Raw genomic sequence first — 18,711 nt, 5'->3', positions numbered from 1 at the left:
GAAAGAAGCTGATGACCTCTCTTAGTTGAACAAAGCCAAACCAAAGTATGTTGGAGGCCTTGTGCCGGCATTCATCACCACGCAATATCGAAATAAAACCCAGAAATCATTGCAGGAAGGCGCATGTCGAAGATTCCGGATTTCGAAGGCCTGGCAATGTTCGCCAAGGTCGCGGAAGAACGCTCATTTGCTGCGGCAGCACGCGCACTCGGCGTGTCGGTCGCAACCGTGTCGCGCGGGGTCAGCCGGTTGGAAGACAGGCTGGGCGCGCGCCTCTTCAACCGGACATCACGGCAATTGGCGCTTACGGAATTCGGGCGTGGACTGGCCGAACGGGCAATTCAGGTCTGCCTTGACGCCGAAGATCTTGAAAGCGCGGCGCGCGAGCTTTCCAGCAGGCCGCGCGGCACCATACGTCTTGCGGTCCCCATGGCGTTCGGCCTGCGCTGGGTCGCGCCGATCCTGCCCAAGTTTTTCCGAATGTATCCCGATGTCGCAGTGGACCTTCACCTGAGCGACGATCTGGTCGATCTCGTCGGAGACGGGTTCGACGCAGCGCTGCGCATCGGCGACCTTCGGGATTCCTCGCTCGTTGCCCGAAAACTATGTCCCGTCAGGCCGGTCGTGGCAGCCGCGCCGGCTTATATTGCCAGGCACGGCGAGCCGCGCCATCCGAGCGAACTCGCGGCGCATGATTGTCTCGGCTACGCCTACCGCGCCCGTCGCGATGTCTGGCGTTTTTCCAACCATGCTGGGGAAGAGGTGATCGTCACGCCGAGCGGGCCGCTGCGCGTCACCAATGTGGAAGCGCTCATACCGACTGTTCTGGAAGGCATCGGTATTGCCGAGTTTCCGGATTTCATCGCAGCCGAATATCTGGCAGACGGGCGCCTGCAGGCCGTCCTAAAAGACTGGACCCTGCCTGAGGGGGGACTTTACTTTCTGACGCCGACGGCGCGATCCAGGCCCGCCAAGGTCGACGCTCTGGCGGCGTTTCTGGCCGATCATCTCGCCAGACCGAGTTGGGCAAACGTCTGATCGAAGCGCTTGCCGGCGCAGGCGAACAGCAGCGCTTCACACCTCTTCCCGCTCCTTGACCGGAGGCAGACACGCGCGGAAGATCGCACCGCCGTTCGGAGCATTTCGGGTGGTTATCGTCCCGCCCAGTCGCTCGATAATCGTACGGCAAATTGCCAGCCCCATGCCGAGACCCGAGGACTTGGTTGAAAAGAAGGCATCGAACAGGCGGTCGGCAATCTCCGGAGAAATGCCCATGCCCTCATCCTCCACTTCGATCGCCACGCGACCATCGGGGTCGGTCGAGGCCCGTATCACGATGGTTCCGGACGGACGGTCAACCGATTTGGTGGCATCGATGCCGTTGACAACCAGGTTGATGACAACCTGCTGCAGTTGGATCGGATCGCCAAGGATTGGCGCGAGTTCAGCGGCGAGCTCCACCTGCAAGGCCACGTCCGAGCGCCGGGCCAGGGCGGAAACCAACGACACGGAATCCTCAATGACCGAGCGAACATCAACGGCGACCGGCTTTATCTCCGAGTTCTGATAGAGGTTGCGAAGCCGCTCGACAACATCGCTGGCACGCTTCGCCCCGGCCACGGATTCCTCGACGGCCTCCACAACCTCGCCCAGATCGGGCGCATCGGAGGAAAGCCACCGCAAAGCGACCTGACCATTGGTCACTGCAGCCGTCAGCGGCTGGTTGATGTCGTGCGCGATCGAGGCCGTGAGTTCTCCCATCGTGTTGGCGCGGGTGACGCGCGCAAGGTCATTGCGCATCACCTCCAGACGATCCTCTGCCTTCTTCAAATCATCAATGTCGCTGGCAATGCCGCACCAGCGAAGCACAGCACCGTTTTCGTCACGCTCGGGCGTCGCGCGGATAACCATCCAGCGGTAATCTCCCCATGGCTTGCGCACGCGCATGGTCTCTTCATACCCCTTCCCTGTATCGACCGAGGCCTGCCATTGCCTCCGCAGCCGCGGGAGATCATCGGGATGCATCATCACGCCCCAGTTGTGTCCGGAGAGGTCTTCATAGGTCCAGCCCAGATCCTGCCAGCGTTGGTTCACATAATCGACGCCGCGCTCCCCGTCCGCCGTCCAGAGCAAGGCTGGAACAGTATCCGTGAGCGTTTCCAGCTCGAGAAGGCGACCGATCTCTCTGCTGCGGCGATCGAGAAAGACAGCGCTCAGCGCCACGCCCACGAAAGACAGTACTGCCGCAGCAACCCACTCTCCGCCTACGCTTTGTTGAAGGGGAACAGCCACAAGAATAAGAGCGGCAGAAAGCGTGGAGAGCGCAGCAAGAAACCGGAAGAGATTTGCCTTCAATATCGCTTGCCCGACAACCATGATGACAATGCAAAAGATGCTGGCGGCGAAAGGCAACTGCATATCTTTCCCCGTCCAGCCAATGGAGAACAGCAGAAGAAAGAGTGGGGCCGAGAAGAATGCGGCACGAGCGAAGATAAGTGGTGACACGCGCCCTCCTCGAAGGCCTCTAACACAAAGTTCCCCCTATCCGGCCTTTTCGTCGGGCCAGATCGAAAACGGCGCAGTCCTGCTTCGTTCCGGATCGTATAGTCGCGTTGGCCGATCGCGCAGTCAGGACCGGTCTTGGTCTTCTAATCGGGCCTTTTCGGTAAACCCTACAGCAACTGATAAAAAAGAAAAGCATGACCCTGGCGAAGCCGGATCATGCCCTGGAAGAGATTGTATCAAGTACAACCAAACTGAGGTCGTCGCGGTCTTAAGGAACGGTCAGCTCTCGATGAAAGCAAGCAGATCCGCGTTCAGAATGTCGGCATTCACCGTCAACATCCCATGCGAGAGGCCGGGATAGGTCTTGAGGCTTCCATTCTGCAGCAGCTTCACAGCCTTGTACGCGGAAGCGACAATCGGAACGATCTGGTCGTCCTCGCCGTGCATGACGAGTGTCGGCACCGAAATGGCCTGCAGATCCTCGGTCTGGTCTGTCTCCGAAAACGCCTTGATGCCATCGAAATGCGCGTTGGCGCCGCCCATCATGCCCTGACGCCACCAGTTTTGAACGACGCCTTCCTGCATTTTAACGCCATCGCGGTTGAAGCCGTAGAACGGCCCGGCAGGGACATCGCGGAAAAACTGCGCGCGGCTGGCGGCAAGGGCCTGGCGGAAACCGTCAAAGACGTCCCTTGGCAGTCCTTCGGGATTGGCATCGGTCTTCATCATCAGAGGCGGCACCGCTGCGACCAGTACGGCCTTGGCAACGCGCCCGGCCGGCTGGCCGTGCCTGGCGACATAGCGCGCCACTTCGCCTCCACCCGTCGAGTGACCGATGTGGACCGCGTTTTTCAGATCCAGCGCCTCAGTCACCGCAAAGGCGTCTGCGGCATAGTGGTCCATATCATGCCCGTGATCGACCTGGGCGGACCTTCCATGCCCGCGCCGATCATGCGCGACTACCCGATACCCCTTGGAAAGGAAGTAGAGAATCTGCGCATCCCACTCATCCGAGCTGAGCGGCCAGCCATGGTGAAAGACGATCGGACGGGCGTCTTTTGGCCCCCAGTCCTTGAAGTAGATTTCGACGTTGTCGGTAGTGGTGACAGTGGACATAGCATAGGTTCCTTTGAAATGAGGTTGCGTTTGAGCGTGGAAGGCCACGAGGAGGCGACCTCCCCGCTATCCCCGCGCCGTCTTGCGACGCAGGTGGGAAGATGGCGATCGGCTAGTTGGTCTCAGCATCTTCAAGGAATTCGAGCAGGTATCCGGTCACGGCATCAGGCGCTTCTTCCATGACGTAGTGGCCAACACCTTCCAGTTGCTCGATCTGGTAGGATTCGGCGTGCGTCTCGAGGAAGTTGGCAATCCAGTAGTAGCCAAAGCCGCCGAGCCCCAGCGTCGGCATCTCCAGATCCGAGTAGTCTCGGGCGTCGACGATGTCCTGCGGGAAGGCCTGGTACCAGCCGTTGCCGGCACGGATCGCATCGCGTGAATTATAGGCATGCGCATAGACGGCACGGTCACGCTCGCTCATATCCGACTGATCGACCATCAGGTAGTTGAAGAACCAGTCTTCATAGAGATGCGCGCGGCCCGCGATCAGGTCCTCAGGCAGGTCCTTGACCTGGTTGAAGGCGAACCACCAGAGAAAGAAGTTTTCAGGCGTTGCCTTCTCGCTCATGCCGCCGGGCTCCGGCAGGAGCTTCAGGCCGAGAACCGCGTCATCGAGGCCAGGCACATCGAGAAACGTCGCAGAGAGCGTCGCATCAGGATAGTTCGCGGCAAAGGCGTAGGTGACCTGTGAACCGATGTCGTGGCCGACAATATGCGCCTTCTCATAGCCGAGACTTTCCATCAGTTCAAAGACATCGACGGCCATGTTTTTCTTGTCGTAGCCGCCCTCGGGCTTGTCCGAGGCGCCCATGCCGCGGATATCAACGGCAATGACGTGGTAGCGTTCGGCAAGAGCGGGCATGATCTTGTGATAGGCCCACCATGTCTGCGGCCAGCCCGGCAGCAGAACGACAGGCGTCCCCTCGCCGCCCTCGACATAATGAAGGCGAATACCATTGACCTTGGCAAAGCCCTCGGAAAATCCGGAAAGTTCGCCGACGAGGGACGCCTCGGAGACATCAATTCCCGCATAGGGGTCAGACTGGGCTTCCGCCCTTTTGGCGGCCGTCGTCGTGACGACCGCGATCAAGACAACCGCAAACATGGCGGTCCGGTTATAGCTGCGCATGGGAGGCCTTCCTTTCGCTTCGAGACAAAGAGCTGCATGTGGCTCAGGCCAAGCCGCCTTGACGGCAACGCCTACCGGCACGCTCAGGCGATACGCAGCGGCGTTTGCCCGAACGACCGGGAACAGGCGAAGCATTGCCTGGGCCGGTTCATCTGATCGAATTGTCGGGTTTTGCGGTCGCCGCAGGAATCATACATGCGGCCGAACGCGCTGGCTTTTCGGTTGAGTGGCCGAAACCTTGGTATGAGATCGACGCTGTCGATCGGTCTGCCGCGCCTCAAAGCTTTGCGGCAGGCGTGGTTCGGCAGGAAGGAGAAGCGGCCGCCGAGCCGCTTAGCCTTTGCCCAAGGAAGAGTGCAGAGGAAAGTAAAACAGCAGGCTTTCGAGAGCACCAACTGCTCCCGTTTTGTCACAACACCTCAGCTTCTCAATTCAAGCAAGCTTCGCGCCGTCGCCAGAATGGTCTCCTCCGCGCTGCGCGGAGACCAGCCAAGCATCTCCCTGGCTTTCGTGTTCGAGGCCCTCCGAAACTTGCCGAGTTGCGGCGTCAACTCTCGCAACGACGGCGAAAACCGGGCCATCGCCTTGAAAACCCAATCGGGAAGCTGGCGTCGCGGGGCCTTTGCCGCTTCCGGTCCGAGGTAACTGCGCAATATCTGCGCGACGGCAATCATCGAAACGGGCTCGCCGGAAGCGGCAATGAACCGTCGTCCTGCGGCCTCGGGTGCATTCATGGCCAGAAGATGCAGCGCAGCCACGTCCCTGACATCGACCACGCCAAAGAAGATACGCGGCGCAAATGGCATCCGCCCCTCAAGCATGGCATCAATCAGGCTGATGGAACTCGCATAGTCCGGCCCCAGAACCGGACCGAAAATTCCGGTCGGGTTGATAACCGACAGCTCAGCAGCTTTGCCCTCCAGCTCCGTAAATTTCCACGCGGCGCGTTCGGCCAGTATCTTCGATTTGATGTAGGCGGAAACGTCCGGCGCATCGAGGTTCGACCAATCGGTTTCGGTGAAGGCTTCGCGTCTTGACGGATGACCGTAACCAATGGCGGCAAATGAAGACGTCATGACGACGCGTTTGACACCGGCCGCACGCGCTGCCTGCAGCACCCGAATGGTGCCGTCTCGCGCCGGGCGGATGAGCGCGCCTTCGTCATCGGGGCTTCCGGCAGGAAATGGCGATGCAACATGCAAGACATAATCACAGTCCGCCATCGCGTCCGCCCAGCCATTGTCGTCTTCAAGGTCGGCTTCGAAAAGCTGAAGCGCTTCGGAGCGGGCGCCGCCCGCCTGCAGCATTTTCAGGAGTTTGTCTTTCTTGTCCATGTTCCTGATGGTCGCGCGTGCGTCATGCCCTTCATTCAGGAGCTGCACCAGTATATGCGCCCCGAGAAATCCCGTACCGCCGGTAACAAGTACCTTGCTCATTTGATTTCGTCTCCATTGGCTCCGGATGCGCCCTCGCAGCAAACCTGAACGCAGGGTCTGATCGCCGACAGGAAGGCTTGTGGTGTCATGCCCGGCTGCTTCCAGCTCAGGCCGCACAGGAAAAGGACCTGCGCCCGGTTTGCCGCATCCGATGGATTGAAACCGGCCTGCTGAAACGTCTCGGCGAAAAGCTGCACAAGCGACTGCTTGATGCCTTCGACTTCCTTGAAAGACAGACGATCGCCCGCGGCGATCACGTCAAAGGCTTCAGGCGTGAAGGTCCTCAGATGCCGCCCGAACCAGGTCTCCATCGCGCCGAGCACGCGTTCATCCAGGGGAACTTCGTGCTGCGTCAGCAGATTTTTGACATCGTCCAGTGCGTCCAAGAGATACTTCTCCATCGCCGCGCGGAAAATCTCATCCTTACTTGCGAAGTGCAGATAGAGACCAGGCTTGGAAAGCCCCGCCGCATCCGCCAGATCCTGGACAGCCGTTTTCTTGTAGCCGAACCGGCCGAATACCCGCACCGCTTCGGCGAGTATGGCTTCCCGGCGCGGGTTGTTCGTTGCTTCCATGCGCTTCCTACCAATTTTACTAATTTGGACAATATAGTAAAGTCGACCGATGTCAATCGCATGATGACTGGTCACTCCGCTATGACGTAACCCGGCGTTTCAACCGAGAAATGGCCCCCGAAACCCAAACTCTCTCCGGACACGGTCGCCCACCCGCTGCAGCCGCATTCGAGGAGACACGCAACAGGCGTTCGGCGCTCTGCCAGGCAAACCGCAGGCTTTCGGCGTCATCGTGATCGCCCTGGCGCAGACGAACGCCGGCCGCCTTCAGGTCAGAAACCGTTTCGGCATCGCGAACGCTGATGCCTATCCTTTCGGCAGGCACATGATGAAGAAGATTACTCACAAACTCTCGGCCGAGTTGACCCGAGGCGCCAGTGACGATCCGCATTCCGTTTCTCCATCGGCGGCCAGTTCCGCGTCCTTGAAAGTTCAATTTTCATAAAACCGAAAACGCACTGAAACAGAACTGTCACACGCCCGGTGCATTGATGGCGGCGAAGATTGCACAGCAGTGCAAGACGTTTGTCCCACGGTCTTCGGACGGATTTCCAGTCTGCGGCCGCCATTTCGGAAAAGAACGCATGAGCGCGATCGAAATCGAAACCGTCGACAAGTCTTTCGGCAAAACCAGCGTGTTGCGCGGCATTTCTCTTTCCATCCGATCCGGCGAGTTCGTCGCGGTGCTCGGCCCTTCGGGATGTGGCAAAACCACTCTGCTGCGTGCGCTTGCCGGCTTCGAGCCAATCGACCGCGGATCGATCCGGATCGGCGACACGCTCCTGTCCGGAAAGGGACGGCATGTCGCGCCGGAAGAGCGCGGCATCGGCGTGGTGTTTCAAAGCTATGCGCTGTGGCCGCATATGACGGTTTCCGGCAATGTCGCCTATGGTCTGAAGATCAAGGGGCTCGGACGCGGCGAACGGGAACAGCGCACGGCCCGCGTTCTCGAGACGGTCGGGTTGACGGAATTCGCGGGCCGCCGGCCGGCCGCGCTTTCAGGCGGACAGCGCCAGCGCGTGGCGCTCGCCCGCTGCCTTGCCATGGATGCCGGCCTCGTTCTTCTTGACGAGCCGCTTGCCAATCTGGATGTGCATTTGCGCGGCGAGATGGAGGAAGAGTTCGCCCGCTTCCACAAGACGTCGGGCGCGACGATGTTCTACATCACCCATGACCAGTCGGAGGCGCTTGCGCTGGCTGACCGGGTCGCCGTGATGGACAAGGGCAGGATCAGCCAGTTCGCCAGCCCTTCCGAACTTTACAGCCAACCGGCAAATGACATGGTCGCGACCTTTATCGGCGAGGGCCAGATCGCGCCGATTACGGATTTTCAGCCCGATCGCAGCGGCTATGGTTTCGCCCGTTTCTTCGGCGAGCAGGTGCGGGTGCGCAGCCGGCCCTCGGCCGAGCCCCGCGCCACGGCGCGCGTCGCCTTTCATCCGGGCGATCTGAAGCTGAGCGAAACCGGCGGCCTTGGCGCCACCATCCGCCGCATCACCTATCGCGGCGACATCTTGCGGGTCGAGCTTTCGCTCGGTCCCGATGAGCACACCTTTTTCATGAACGTCCCTGCCCCGGCACGCATCGAAACCGGGCAGCGCGTAGCCGTCACGCTTGCAGACGGCTGGGTCCTGCCGGACCCGAAAGCAGAAGAAGCCTCCCACTGAGCACCAACAATCGAGGAAATCCCCGATGAAACTCTCCATGCTTGCCCTTGCCACCGTCAGCACGCTGGTCTTCACGGCCGCCCATGCCGAGGAAACCATCACGCTTTACACCAGCCAGCCGCCGGAACAGGCCCAGGAAACCGTCGACGCGTTCGAGGCCGCCAACCCGGACATCAAGGTCAACTGGACCCGCAACGGCACCTCGGCGCTGATGAACGTGATGCGCGCCGAAATCGAAGCCGGCAATATCCAGCCCGACGTCCTTCTCGTCGCCGATCCGATCAACCTTGGCACGCTGAAGGCCGATGGTCATCTGATGGCTTATCCGGAAGCGCCCGTGGACGGCTATGACAAGGCCGCCTACGACAAGGACATGACCTTCTTCGGCACCAAGGCGATCACCACCGGCATTGCCTACAATACCGAGATCGCCGAACCGGTCGAAAGCTGGAACGACCTCCTGGTCGAAGACAATCGCGGCATGATCGCTGTTCCGAGCCCGCTTTATTCGGGCGCTGCCCTCAACCACCTCCATGCCCTGATCAACACGCCGGAAATCGGCTGGGATTTCTATGAAGGCTTGAATGATCTCGACATCGTGCCCGAAGGCGGCAACGGTCCGGCAACCAAGGCGGTTGCCTCCGGCATGGCCAAATACGCCATCATCGTCGATGCCAACACGCTGCGCGCCAAGGCCGACGGCTCGCCCGTCGACTATATCGCGCCGCAGGAAGGCGTGTCCTTCATCGGCGAGCCGGTCGCCATCATGAGCACGACCGAACACGCGGAAGCCGCGAAAAAGTTCGTCGATTTCCTGCTCTCGCAGGAAGGACAGGAACTGGTTGCCGCCCAGGGCAATATCCCGCTTCTGCCGGGCGTCGCAGCACCCGAGGGCTATCCCGATCTCTCCTCGATGAAGCTGATCGGCTATGATGTCGATGATGCAGTCAAGAACAATGATCAGGCGCGTGAACAGTTCGCTGATATCTTCGGTCTGTAATCACAATGTCCTTTTCGACCACAGCCACGGGAGAGCGTCCGATCTGGACGCTCTCCTCCCTCGGCAACCTGTTGCGCAACGAGCGCGCGCTGATGCTGGCGCTAGCGCTGTTTGTCGGCATCCTGTCGATTCTGCCGCTCGGGCGGCTCGTTTACGCTGCCTTCGTAACGAGCACGGGGTTCGAGCTTGACCGCATCGCCGATGTCCTGGGCGGCCGCCGCGTTTTCCAGGCGACCGTCAACACGATCTGGATTTCGCTCGCCGCCACCGCGCTTGCCACGGTCGCCGGAACGCTCGCCGCACTTCTCGTCGGTGTGAGTGACATGCACGGGCGGACGGCGTGGGTGTTCGGCTTCGTACTGCCGCTGATGATCCCTCCCCAGGTCATCGCGCTCGCCTGGATCCAGGCCTTCTCGCCGGCAAGCCCGGTGATGAACCTTCTGGGGGTCAGCCTTCAACCCGGCATGCGACATCCGCTCTACTCTGCCGGCGGCATCGTCATCCTGCTCGGCCTCTACAACGCGCCGCTGGTGTTCCTTGCCGTGCGCGCCAATCTGCGCCGTGTCCCGGCCGATCTAGTGGAAGCGGCTCGGGCGGTCGGCGCCTCGCCTCTCCGCGCAACACTCGGTGTCATTCTGCCCCTGATCCGTGGCGGTATTTTCGCAGGCGCAGCACTTGCCTTCGTCTCGTCGATCGGCAATTTCGGCATTCAGGCCATGCTCGGCATTCCGGCCCGCGTCCCGACGCTGATCACGCTCATCTATCGGCAGCTCAATTCCTATGGTCCGTCGGCACTGAACGACATGGCGCTTCTGGCCCTGCTGCTGGCTGCCCTGACCATTCTCGGCATGGGCATTGCCGGCTTTCTCAGCCGGATGGGCGACCAACGCGTCGATGGCGCATCCAAGCCATTCAAGTTCCCGCTTTCCCGCTTTCGCCTCCCGGTCACCGCTCTGGCCTGGGGCTACCTTGTGCTTGCCCTGGCTCTGCCGCTGTCAGCCCTTGCCGGATCGGCGCTTGTGCGCGGCTACGGACAACCGCTCAATGCGGAAACACTGACCTTCGAGAATTTTGCAAACGCGCTTTTCCATCACGAAGGTATCCGCGAGGCCTTCTTTACCAGCCTGTGGCTGACGGGGCTTGCCGTTGCCGTCCTCATTCCGGTTTCGGTTGCGCTCGGCTATTTTCTCAGCTGGCGTCAGGGCGTAACCCCGCGCCTGCTCTATCTCTCCTCGCAGCTTGCCTATGCGCTTCCCGGTATCATCATCGGCGTGGCGATGATCCTGTTTTTCCTGAAGCCCCTGCCGGGGCTCGGATCCAGCCTCTACGGCACGGTCTGGGTCATCCTCGCCGCCTATCTCTCGAATTTCCTGGCATTGGCGCTGCAGCCGATCCTGGGCGGTTTCGCGCAGATCGAACGGTCGCTGGATGAGGCCGCGCAGGTGGTCGGGGCCGGCGTCTTCCGCAGGCTGAGGGACATCATTCTGCCGGTTCTTGCGCCGGCGGCGGCGGCCTCCGCCATCCTTGTTTTCATGACCGCCATCAACGAGATCCAGACATCGGTCCTGCTCGTCTCATCACGGGCGCAGACGATCGGACCGATGATCATCTTCCTCGAGGAAGCCGGGTCGTCGACGCTGGCCGCCGCCGTCGGCTGCCTGATGGTCGCGGTCATCCTTATGCTGATGCTTGTCAGCCTGACCTTCGCCAGAAGACTTCCGCAGGGTGTATTGCCTTGGCACGACTGACAGTCATCAGCGGTCTGAACCGCAAGAGTGCCGCCATATTCCTTGTGGAAGCGAACGGACAGCGTGTCCTGTTCGACTTCGGCGATGGTCTGGAAGCAGGCGAGCACCCCGATTTGGACAATATCGGCGCCGTGGATGCCGTTCTCCTCAGCCACGCGCATACGGATCACGCCGGTTCTCTCGGTCGCCTGAACGAGATCGGAGCCCCTCCCGTCTTTGCCACGGAGAAGACACTGGGGTTCCTTCCCGGCGGCGTTCTCGGCAGATCGGCCCATGCGATTCCCGAAACGGGCGGCTTCGATGTCGCCAGCTTGCGCTTCTCAACCGGGCGCTGCGGCCATGCGCCGGGCGGTGTCTGGTTCCATATGCAGACGGAGAAAGGCGGCTTCGTCTATACCGGCGATATCAGCCTCGAATCGCGCGGCATGCCTTTCGATCCGCCGCCGCCGGCATCGACCCTTCTGGTCGACGCTTCCTATGGGGACCGCAAGCAGGATCTCGAAGATCAGATATCGGTGATGGCCGATTTTGCCAACGGTGGCGCCGTGCTGTGCTGTCCCGCTGCCGGCCGGGGTACCGATATGGCACTCGCAATGGCCTCACACGGTCACGCGGTGCATGTGAGCGACGTGATCGGTCGAGAAGTCGAGGCGGCGACCGGGCGGAAATTCCCTGTCGTGAATAGCCAAAGCGCCGAACCACATCAGGTGATTGTCGCAACGGAATCGAACGCCGAGGCCGGGCTTTCCGCCAAACTTCTAAAACGGGGCGGATTTCGCTTCATCTTTTCCAGCCATGTGCCCAATGGCACCCCGGCTGCGGACCTGATCGAGCGCGATGAGGCCGTCTGGCTGCCGTGGAATGTCCATCCGCGAAAGGACGATGTCCTCGCGCTTGCCGATCACTGCGGAGCCCGGCAGGTTCTCCCCGCCTTTGTCGACATGACCACGGCGCCCGAACTTGCCCGTGCCCTTGGCCCGCGCCTAAGACTGGAACGCGAGACGGAGATATAGACCATGACAGAGAAACGACTCGGCGTTCCCGATCTTGTACCCGAAGAGGAAGCGCGGGAGGATACGGTTCCCCTCCTCTTTCCGGTGCTCGAAGGTTTCGGCCCGCATGCGAAATCGCTTTTTCTCGGCAATCTCGCGGCCGCCGAAGACCCCGAATGCCTGCTTGAGGCCGGGATCACGGAAACACTCAATGTTTCGATCAACATGTTTCCCGGTCCTTTGACGCTTTCCGACGGCACGCATATCCGCCGCTACCAGCTCGGCATGATCGACGGCGAGGGCAACGACCCGCATCTTCTCGCCGCTGCCGTCTACACCGTCGAAGGATTGATGCGCGGCTATGTTCCGGCAAAGCCGCATTATCCGAAGCATCGCAAGGGCCATGTTCTGGTCCATTGCCGCGGCGGACGTTCGCGGTCCGTCGCCCTGATCGCGCTCTGGCTGTCGAGTTTCGCGCGCGACGCCTTCGAGAGCTTCGATGCGGCACTGGCCCATCTGCGCGCCCTGCGCGGTCTCGACGAGAATTACCCATTGCCGCCGATGCTTGCCCTTGCCGAAGAGGTTCGGATGCGCAACCTTCTCGGCATGGCAACGAAACCCTAGGCAGGACATGGCCGAAAAGTTTGTCTCCGCCTCCGACGTCGCCCGTCTGGCCGGCGTTTCCCGCTCCGCCGTCTCGCGCACCTTCACGGAGGGCGCCAGCGTCGCCCCGAAAACCCGTGCCCGTGTGATGAAGGCAGCGGAAGAGCTAGGCTACCGCGTCAACCTTCTCGCCCGCACGCTACACAAGGAACGCTCCGATCTCGTCGGCCTGGTCGGCGCCAACCTTTCCAACCCGTATATCTCCGCCCAGGTCGATGCGCTGACGGCTGCGCTTTACGACAACGGACTGCAATGCATGCTGCTCAATCTGGCGCGCGCGCAGGACGACATCGAAAATGCGCTGGCAAAGCTTCTCGAATACCGGGTGCGAACGGTGGTCCTCCTGTCGGGCGCCGTTCCGGACACGCTGATGCGTCTGGCGGCGGCCAATGGCACACGGCTCGTTCTCATCAACCGCCCGCTGCCCGAGAATATCGGCCTTGTGGACCAGATCGAGGCGGATTCTGCAGCCGGCGGCGCGCTTGCCGCGCGACGATTGCTTGCGGCTGGCTGCACCAACGTGGCCGTCGTCCTGTCGGAATCCCGCACCTCGGCGAAACTGGCGCGCGCGGAGGCCTTCATCGCCGTGATGGAGCAACATCACGTGCCGGTCACGCAGTGGAGCCAGGGACGAAACACCTACGAGACCGGCATTGAGGCCGCCCGCGGCCTGCTCGCCAAGCCTGGCATCGACGGGATCTTCGGAGTGACCGACGAAATCGCGCTCGGGGTGATGAATACGGCCCGACACGAACTGGGCCTGTCGGTTCCGAACGATGTCTCGGTGATCGGGTTCGATGACGCTCCGATCTCCGACTGGTCCTCGCATCAACTGACCACCATCCGGCAGTCGCTGTCCTCACTTACGAGCGCGACGCTGAAGGCGATCACCGGACCGGCCAACGCCCCCTGCTCCCACCATTTTATTCCCGTCAGCCTCGTTGAACGTCGGTCGGCGCGCAGTGTCGAGCCGCCTAATTCAGACGCCGGCGGGGCGTAGCGCCGGCGACAGGCTGTTCTTCGCCGCTGCCCGCAGGTCACTCGATTTCCGGCCGGGCAGCTTCGGCGCCTCCCGCAAATTCCGCGTGCCGGCGGTGATTGATGAGTGCTGTCGGGAAAACCTGTGCCTGGCAACCGATACCAGCGTCTTCCATGTCTATGTCGGGACGGACGCGCCCGGCAAAGCCGAGCAGGGATATTTTACCTTGCGGCAAAGGCGGTGCCCTATGCGTGACCATTTCCTGAAATTCGCAGATCACGCCGAGGCATTGTCGGCGCTTGAGGCGATCGGCGTGACAGTGCCCGCCGGCAAACTTGCCTATCTCGACGCCGGCCTGCCGGAGGGGCTTCTGGCGCTCAAACCGGTCGGAGCCGCTTGCGACGGTCTGGTCTATGCCCCGACCGGCGAGACCGCGACAGATGGCGAGGGCAGGCAATATCCGTTGATGGAAGCCGTCGTGGGCTTCCACGTCAATCTCCGCATGGCCGATGGCGCGGCGCTGCCGGCGGCGCTCGTTGACTTCGAGGTCGCGCCGGAACCGGCAACGCCGGCCGAAAGGTTTGCCTGAGCAAAGACAGGACGCAGGCAGGTGGCCAGGGCCTCACGGCTCTGGCGCGGCGGGGTCTAGTTTGGCGACCGAACCCGCCGGGCAGCACATTTCGATAACTGCCACACCCGCACCCCGTTAGGGGCGGCGCGAGTGTGTCTGACTCGAAAGATATTTGAAATGGTAAATCAGCGCCCGGTTGCCCCGGTCTCTCCCGCGGCCGGCTATATCGGCGGCAAGCGCATCCTCTCGAAGACCGTCATCCGCAAGATCAATGCGATCGACCATGACGGCTACGCTGAGCCCTTCGTCGGCATGGGCGGCGTGTTCCTGCGCCGTGATCGCCAGCCGAGGACGGAAGTGATCAACGATATCAGCGGCGACGTCGCCAACTTCTTCCGTATCCTGCAGCGGCACTTTCCGCAGTTCATGGATACGCTCCGCTTCCAGATCTCCGGGCGGCGGGAGTTCGAGCGGCTGATGAAGACCGACCCGACGACGCTGACCGATCTCGAACGCGCCGCCCGCTTCCTCTATCTCCAGCGTCTCGCCTTCGGCGGCAAGGTCGCCGGCCGGAATTTTGGGGTCAGCAAGACCACCGGCGCCCGCTTCAATCTGGTGAAACTCGCCTCCACGCTGGAGGACATCCACGAGCGCCTTTCCGGCGTCGTCATCGAGTGCCTGCCCTGGCAAGACTTCATCCGCCGCTATGACCGGCCGGGCATGCTGTTCTATCTCGACCCGCCCTATTGGGGAAACGAGGCCGACTACGGCGCGGGCGTCTTCGGCCGGGCGGATTTCGAGGCGATGGCGAAGGTCCTTAGCGGCCTTCAAGGCACTTTCATCCTGTCCTTAAACGCCGTTCAAGGCGTCTTCGAAACCTTCTCACGGTTCGCCATCGAGGAGGTCGACTGCACCTATTCGATATCGGAGGGTAATGGGAAGGGCGTGAAGGAGGTTATTATCGTCGGATGAAAATACTTTAGTAAATTAGACAAATTACATGTTGCGTCAAAAATACTTGACCCACAGTATTCCCGGATCAGACGCGGAAAGAATCTACTTCTCGGGAGGGGGAAATGCCAAGACTCGTATATGCATCTCGTTTTGAAGTTCAGACGAAAGCAGGCATGAAGGAAGTGCTTTCTGGCTATCGTGACTGGATAGTTGGACACTATCGGGACTGGAGGAGTATGCCCGAGTTTAATTTTGACCCCGGTTCGCCAGAACCTGTCATGGCCCTCCCGAAAGGACACGACCTTTCCTCCTCTTTGTTTCAGGACGGTGACGAGCGTGCTGTGCGTATAAGGTGGGTTCTGCCTCACGATCAAGATACGGGGCTTAGGTGGCTAAACGAAATCCGAATAGGACAATTTGGCGACCGGTGTGGTGTTGAACACCTAATTTCGATTGAGTCTGTGGAATATAGCGTTTCGCCGGCCCGTTTGGCTTTCGGTTCGCCGAGAGTTGTTCGGGATATTTGCTCACGATCTCCCGCTTTTGTGGGCGATATGCAAATTCAAGCCGAGCCCTATACTCTTAGGCGTGAAAGCCTGCAAGATTTCCTGATCTTATTGAATAGCGAACTTAGGAAGCTGCCTATCGTGCTCCTCTCTCCTTACGCTAGAGGTGATGTCAATCAAATTGATGCCCAAAAACTCGCCCGAAATTTGGCAGGGGTGGCCGTTGTTGTTTGGATTGATGACCCTGAGCTAACTTGGGATTTTGTCGACGAGGTTGGTCGAGAACTCTCATGCTTCAACGGCGCTGCACGGATTTACTGGCCCGGTTTTTCGAAAGAATCGTCTCCTCGCAGCCATCGTTTGTTTCTGGGAAGCTGGATTGATCAAGTCGGCTCAAATTTTGCCTCCCGCGCAATCGAACAGCCGATATTTGCCGTTACAGCCTTCCGCTATATTCCTGATCCTCGCATAGCCGATCTTATTAGAAGGGTTGAGGCGGCAGAGCGACAAAGGCTCTTTTCGGAAAAGAGAGAGACCGGGGAGAATTTTTGGGCGGACTACGAACGTGACCTCAAACGCCTTGATTTAGCAGAACAGAAAATCGAGCAACTCGAGGCGGAGAATGCAAACCTGAAAGCAAATCAGCAAGTCTTCTTTTCACTGGAAGATGGGCCTGGTGATAAGCTTGATAGCGGAGGCGACGATATCGTCTCTTTCCGATCCGTGGCAGAGGCAACACAAGCAGCTGCCCAAGATTTTGATAACTTGGAAATTTTGCCATCAGCACTCTCATCAGCCGAGAACTTTCCATTTCAGCGCCCGGACGATATATACAGGGCGCTCAACGACCTTAGTGAAATAGTTGAAGATTGGGAGCGAAACCGCCGTGAAAAGGGAAGCGGTGGTGATCTTCTACAGCACCTGAGAAATAGAGGGTGGGGCAAACGGAGTAGTATGCACATTTCGGATACGACGAAAGGAAAATACAAGGCCAACTATGAGTTTGAATATCTCGGCAAAAAAGAGCTCTTCGAGCCCCATATAACGATTGGCGCCGGCGACACAAATTCCTGCGCGTCCATTCACTTCCTTTTCGATTCCGTACGCAAAAAGATGGCTATAGGGCATGTCGGCCGTCATCTGCCCAATACGAAGACTTGAATGTCGAAGACGTTTGTCTTTCACAAGTGTTTTCAGTGCCTCTGGAAAACTGTTTGCTGCAAAACCAGCTGTCAAAATTGCAAAACCGCGCGTCACGCTACACCGAATTTGACTGGAATCGGACTCTTGAAAAGTCAGGACTGAGGCGAACAAGCCGACGATCACGTCGCACCCTGAAGTCCTGAGAGCGCAAGTCGTCTTTGCAGCGCCGAGAGATAGTTTTAGACATCACTCTGAGACACAAAAGATGCCAATTCCAAAAACACACGTGTGCTATTAATGCGCATGTGAAGCGGGTTTGAAGAGGCTTCAAGAGCGACCCAAAATTCCTACTTTGCGGGCAGTCATCGAGCAAGGCAGAAAACTGGTTACTGCAAAACCAGCTGTCAAAATTGCAAAACCGCGCGTCACGCTACACCGCGCGTCACGCTACAACGCTACACCGCGCGTCACGCTACAGTCAAAATTGCAAAACCGAGCGTCACGCTACACTGAAAATCAAATGGTGCGCGTGGAGGGACTCGAACCCCCACACCTTGCGGCGGCAGGACCTAAACCTGCTGCGTCTACCAATTCCGCCACACGCGCCGTGACCGGCTTCGAAAACCGGCCAGTCTCTCTTAGGCGAGCGGACGGACAGATGCAACAGAGCCCGTTTTCTCACGCCAAGCTTTTTTAACGCCGTCAGGCTGGCCGAACAGGGCGCAGGTTCCTGTCTGTTCCATTGCGCGTTCAAGCTGGAGACCCGCCACACGCGAGCCTGGCGATCGCCGAAACCAGTTGCGTCCGAAAGACAGATCGGCATGGCGAAATTATACCATCATAACTGCAGGCTTTGCTCGACTGCAATCTATGGTAGCAGAAAGAACCTACCCCCACATCAGCCCGGCCGCGACGGATATTCGCGGCCGAGTCTCCCGCAGGAAAACAAGCGACGGCCGTCAATATCGGGCCCCTTCATCCGCGTCGGTTTCGTAACGTTCCTTGACATCCTCGATGATCATCATCAATGCCTCACGCTTCGATTGACATGCCCTTTCACGGCCGAATCGTTCAATGAATTCAGCATGCTCCGTTGTGATAACCGTTGATAGACTGGTCAGTCCCCTATCCTTGAAGCTGCGCCTGAAATTCCGCATATAGCGGTTCCAGGCAGTCCGCTCCTCTTCGGAGCGTTCGGTTTTCCGGTTGTCCTTATCCATCCCGCCTTGTCTCATGCCAAAACCTCTCTTGTTTTGAAGCCTCACCAACCGTTACGAGCACTCATTACTATTACAATTATAACTACAGTATCATCAAAGTAAATACGAATATTTTTATATTATTACATGTAGAAACTATGAAAAATCCATATATATATTCATTACTAGTAAATATAAAATTTCCGATATGATTTAAATACACATTTTTATTTCGACAAATATTCGTTACATGTTTTTCACTAACGCACGACATTATCTTAAACTTTACTGCGTGCCCACTTATGACACCCGAAATGCTGGCTCATTTGAATCACTTTAACCATAGGTTGTGTTTGGCAATATAGGATAATTTTCCTATTTAGCAAGGAGACAATAAAGAAAAATGTGTTTTGTCCTCACCTTCGCCGCTCGGGAGGAGGCCAAGACGGACGAACCGGGACTGGCAGGGCGGGCCGCCCGTCCGGAAAGAAAGCACACACACCGGGCGCTTGGCGGAGTTCGCGGAAA

Annotated in this window: 17 protein-coding genes, 1 tRNA gene and 1 pseudogene; 11 read left to right on the top strand and 8 right to left on the bottom strand. The window is 59.2% G+C overall.

Annotated features, from left to right (window positions below):
- Window positions 1–123 precede the first annotated feature (123 nt).
- Window positions 124–1,038 carry a LysR family transcriptional regulator gene (locus GGR30_RS00270; RefSeq protein WP_183480955.1) on the top strand — a complete coding sequence of 305 codons (915 nt, stop codon included), beginning with the start codon at window positions 124–126 and terminating at the stop codon, window positions 1,036–1,038.
- Between the two features lie 36 nt (window positions 1,039–1,074).
- Here GGR30_RS00270 and GGR30_RS00265 read toward each other — a convergent pair whose 3' ends face one another.
- The 6 genes from GGR30_RS00265 to GGR30_RS00240 all read right to left on the bottom strand — a co-directional run bounded on the left by GGR30_RS00265 (window position 1,075) and on the right by GGR30_RS00240 (window position 7,152).
- Window positions 1,075–2,505 carry an ATP-binding protein gene (locus GGR30_RS00265; protein ID WP_183480952.1) on the bottom strand — a complete coding sequence of 477 codons (1,431 nt, stop codon included), beginning with the start codon at window positions 2,503–2,505 and terminating at the stop codon, window positions 1,075–1,077.
- A 279-nt stretch (window positions 2,506–2,784) separates the two neighbouring features.
- Window positions 2,785–3,621: an alpha/beta fold hydrolase gene (locus GGR30_RS00260; RefSeq protein ID WP_183480949.1), complete on the bottom strand. Its 837-nt coding sequence runs from the start codon at window positions 3,619–3,621 to the stop codon at window positions 2,785–2,787.
- Between the two features lie 112 nt (window positions 3,622–3,733).
- Window positions 3,734–4,750, bottom strand: a complete 1,017-nt coding sequence (locus GGR30_RS00255; RefSeq protein WP_183480946.1) for an alpha/beta fold hydrolase — start codon at window positions 4,748–4,750, stop codon at window positions 3,734–3,736.
- Window positions 4,751–5,169: 419 nt separating this feature from the next.
- Window positions 5,170–6,186, bottom strand: a complete 1,017-nt coding sequence (locus GGR30_RS00250) for an SDR family oxidoreductase (RefSeq protein WP_183482589.1) — start codon at window positions 6,184–6,186, stop codon at window positions 5,170–5,172.
- A complete protein-coding gene (locus GGR30_RS00245) occupies window positions 6,183–6,761 on the bottom strand; it encodes a TetR/AcrR family transcriptional regulator (protein WP_183480943.1) in 579 nt (192 codons plus the stop codon). The genes GGR30_RS00250 and GGR30_RS00245 overlap by 4 nt, the downstream gene beginning before the upstream one ends.
- Window positions 6,762–6,840: 79 nt before the next feature.
- On the bottom strand, window positions 6,841–7,152 hold the full coding sequence (locus GGR30_RS00240; protein WP_183480940.1) for an NAD(P)H-binding protein: 312 nt from the start codon (window positions 7,150–7,152) through the stop codon (window positions 6,841–6,843).
- 193 nt (window positions 7,153–7,345) lie between these two features.
- On the opposite strand from GGR30_RS00240, the gene GGR30_RS00235 reads away from it, so the two are divergent.
- The 10 genes and pseudogenes from GGR30_RS00235 to GGR30_RS00190 all read left to right on the top strand — a co-directional run bounded on the left by GGR30_RS00235 (window position 7,346) and on the right by GGR30_RS00190 (window position 17,002).
- Window positions 7,346–8,428: an ABC transporter ATP-binding protein gene (locus tag GGR30_RS00235; RefSeq protein ID WP_183480938.1), complete on the top strand. Its 1,083-nt coding sequence runs from the start codon at window positions 7,346–7,348 to the stop codon at window positions 8,426–8,428.
- A gap of 25 nt (window positions 8,429–8,453) precedes the next feature.
- Entirely contained in the window at window positions 8,454–9,428 is a 975-nt protein-coding gene (locus GGR30_RS00230; protein WP_246413476.1) for an ABC transporter substrate-binding protein, read from the top strand.
- 5 nt (window positions 9,429–9,433) lie between these two features.
- Window positions 9,434–11,176, top strand: a complete 1,743-nt coding sequence (locus tag GGR30_RS00225; RefSeq protein ID WP_246413475.1) for an ABC transporter permease — start codon at window positions 9,434–9,436, stop codon at window positions 11,174–11,176.
- A complete protein-coding gene (locus tag GGR30_RS00220) occupies window positions 11,164–12,189 on the top strand; it encodes an MBL fold metallo-hydrolase (protein WP_183480935.1) in 1,026 nt (341 codons plus the stop codon). Before GGR30_RS00225 ends, GGR30_RS00220 begins: the two co-directional genes overlap by 13 nt.
- Before the next feature lie 3 nt (window positions 12,190–12,192).
- A complete protein-coding gene (locus GGR30_RS00215; RefSeq protein WP_183480932.1) occupies window positions 12,193–12,792 on the top strand; it encodes a dual specificity protein phosphatase family protein in 600 nt (199 codons plus the stop codon).
- 7 nt (window positions 12,793–12,799) lie between these two features.
- The gene (locus GGR30_RS00210; protein ID WP_183480929.1) at window positions 12,800–13,831 is read left to right on the top strand and encodes a LacI family DNA-binding transcriptional regulator; all 1,032 of its coding nucleotides are present in this window, start codon (window positions 12,800–12,802) and stop codon (window positions 13,829–13,831) included.
- A gap of 28 nt (window positions 13,832–13,859) precedes the next feature.
- Window positions 13,860–13,979: pseudogene (locus GGR30_RS00205) on the top strand (IS3 family transposase); the annotation flags it as partial.
- A gap of 78 nt (window positions 13,980–14,057) precedes the next feature.
- Entirely contained in the window at window positions 14,058–14,399 is a 342-nt protein-coding gene (locus GGR30_RS00200) for a hypothetical protein (protein WP_183482668.1), read from the top strand.
- Window positions 14,400–14,558: 159 nt separating this feature from the next.
- A complete protein-coding gene (locus tag GGR30_RS00195; RefSeq protein WP_183480926.1) occupies window positions 14,559–15,353 on the top strand; it encodes a DNA adenine methylase in 795 nt (264 codons plus the stop codon).
- Between the two features lie 104 nt (window positions 15,354–15,457).
- Window positions 15,458–17,002: a hypothetical protein gene (locus tag GGR30_RS00190; protein ID WP_183480923.1), complete on the top strand. Its 1,545-nt coding sequence runs from the start codon at window positions 15,458–15,460 to the stop codon at window positions 17,000–17,002.
- Window positions 17,003–17,505: 503 nt separating this feature from the next.
- Here the strand turns inward: GGR30_RS00190 and GGR30_RS00185 are convergent.
- Window positions 17,506–17,590: transfer RNA gene (locus GGR30_RS00185), tRNA-Leu, on the bottom strand.
- Window positions 17,591–17,943: 353 nt separating this feature from the next.
- Window positions 17,944–18,204: a hypothetical protein gene (locus GGR30_RS00180; RefSeq protein WP_183480919.1), complete on the bottom strand. Its 261-nt coding sequence runs from the start codon at window positions 18,202–18,204 to the stop codon at window positions 17,944–17,946.
- Window positions 18,205–18,711: the final 507 nt, after the last annotated feature.

The sequence above is a fragment of the Martelella radicis genome (assembly GCF_014196625.1).
GTDB classification, from domain to species: domain Bacteria; phylum Pseudomonadota; class Alphaproteobacteria; order Rhizobiales; family Rhizobiaceae; genus Martelella; species Martelella radicis.
This window is presented reverse-complemented; position numbering and strand designations above follow the sequence as displayed.

Excerpts from the sequence above, each read along its gene's own strand:
- GGR30_RS00180 (WP_183480919.1), bottom strand. The coding sequence starts at position 18,204 with ATGGATAAGGACAACCGGAAAACCGAACGCTCCGAAGAGGAGCGGACT.
- GGR30_RS00190 (WP_183480923.1), top strand. The coding sequence starts at position 15,458 with ATGCCAAGACTCGTATATGCATCTCGTTTTGAAGTTCAGACGAAAGCA.
- GGR30_RS00245 (WP_183480943.1), bottom strand. The coding sequence starts at position 6,761 with ATGGAAGCAACGAACAACCCGCGCCGGGAAGCCATACTCGCCGAAGCG.
- GGR30_RS00210 (WP_183480929.1), top strand. The coding sequence starts at position 12,800 with ATGGCCGAAAAGTTTGTCTCCGCCTCCGACGTCGCCCGTCTGGCCGGC.
- GGR30_RS00255 (WP_183480946.1), bottom strand. The coding sequence starts at position 4,750 with ATGCGCAGCTATAACCGGACCGCCATGTTTGCGGTTGTCTTGATCGCG.
- GGR30_RS00260 (WP_183480949.1), bottom strand. The coding sequence starts at position 3,621 with ATGTCCACTGTCACCACTACCGACAACGTCGAAATCTACTTCAAGGAC.
- GGR30_RS00270 (WP_183480955.1), top strand. The coding sequence starts at position 124 with ATGTCGAAGATTCCGGATTTCGAAGGCCTGGCAATGTTCGCCAAGGTC.
- GGR30_RS00225 (WP_246413475.1), top strand. The coding sequence starts at position 9,434 with ATGTCCTTTTCGACCACAGCCACGGGAGAGCGTCCGATCTGGACGCTC.
- GGR30_RS00195 (WP_183480926.1), top strand. The coding sequence starts at position 14,559 with ATGGTAAATCAGCGCCCGGTTGCCCCGGTCTCTCCCGCGGCCGGCTAT.
- GGR30_RS00235 (WP_183480938.1), top strand. The coding sequence starts at position 7,346 with ATGAGCGCGATCGAAATCGAAACCGTCGACAAGTCTTTCGGCAAAACC.
- GGR30_RS00215 (WP_183480932.1), top strand. The coding sequence starts at position 12,193 with ATGACAGAGAAACGACTCGGCGTTCCCGATCTTGTACCCGAAGAGGAA.
- GGR30_RS00230 (WP_246413476.1), top strand. The coding sequence starts at position 8,454 with ATGAAACTCTCCATGCTTGCCCTTGCCACCGTCAGCACGCTGGTCTTC.
- GGR30_RS00200 (WP_183482668.1), top strand. The coding sequence starts at position 14,058 with ATGCGTGACCATTTCCTGAAATTCGCAGATCACGCCGAGGCATTGTCG.
- GGR30_RS00250 (WP_183482589.1), bottom strand. The coding sequence starts at position 6,186 with ATGAGCAAGGTACTTGTTACCGGCGGTACGGGATTTCTCGGGGCGCAT.
- GGR30_RS00240 (WP_183480940.1), bottom strand. The coding sequence starts at position 7,152 with ATGCGGATCGTCACTGGCGCCTCGGGTCAACTCGGCCGAGAGTTTGTG.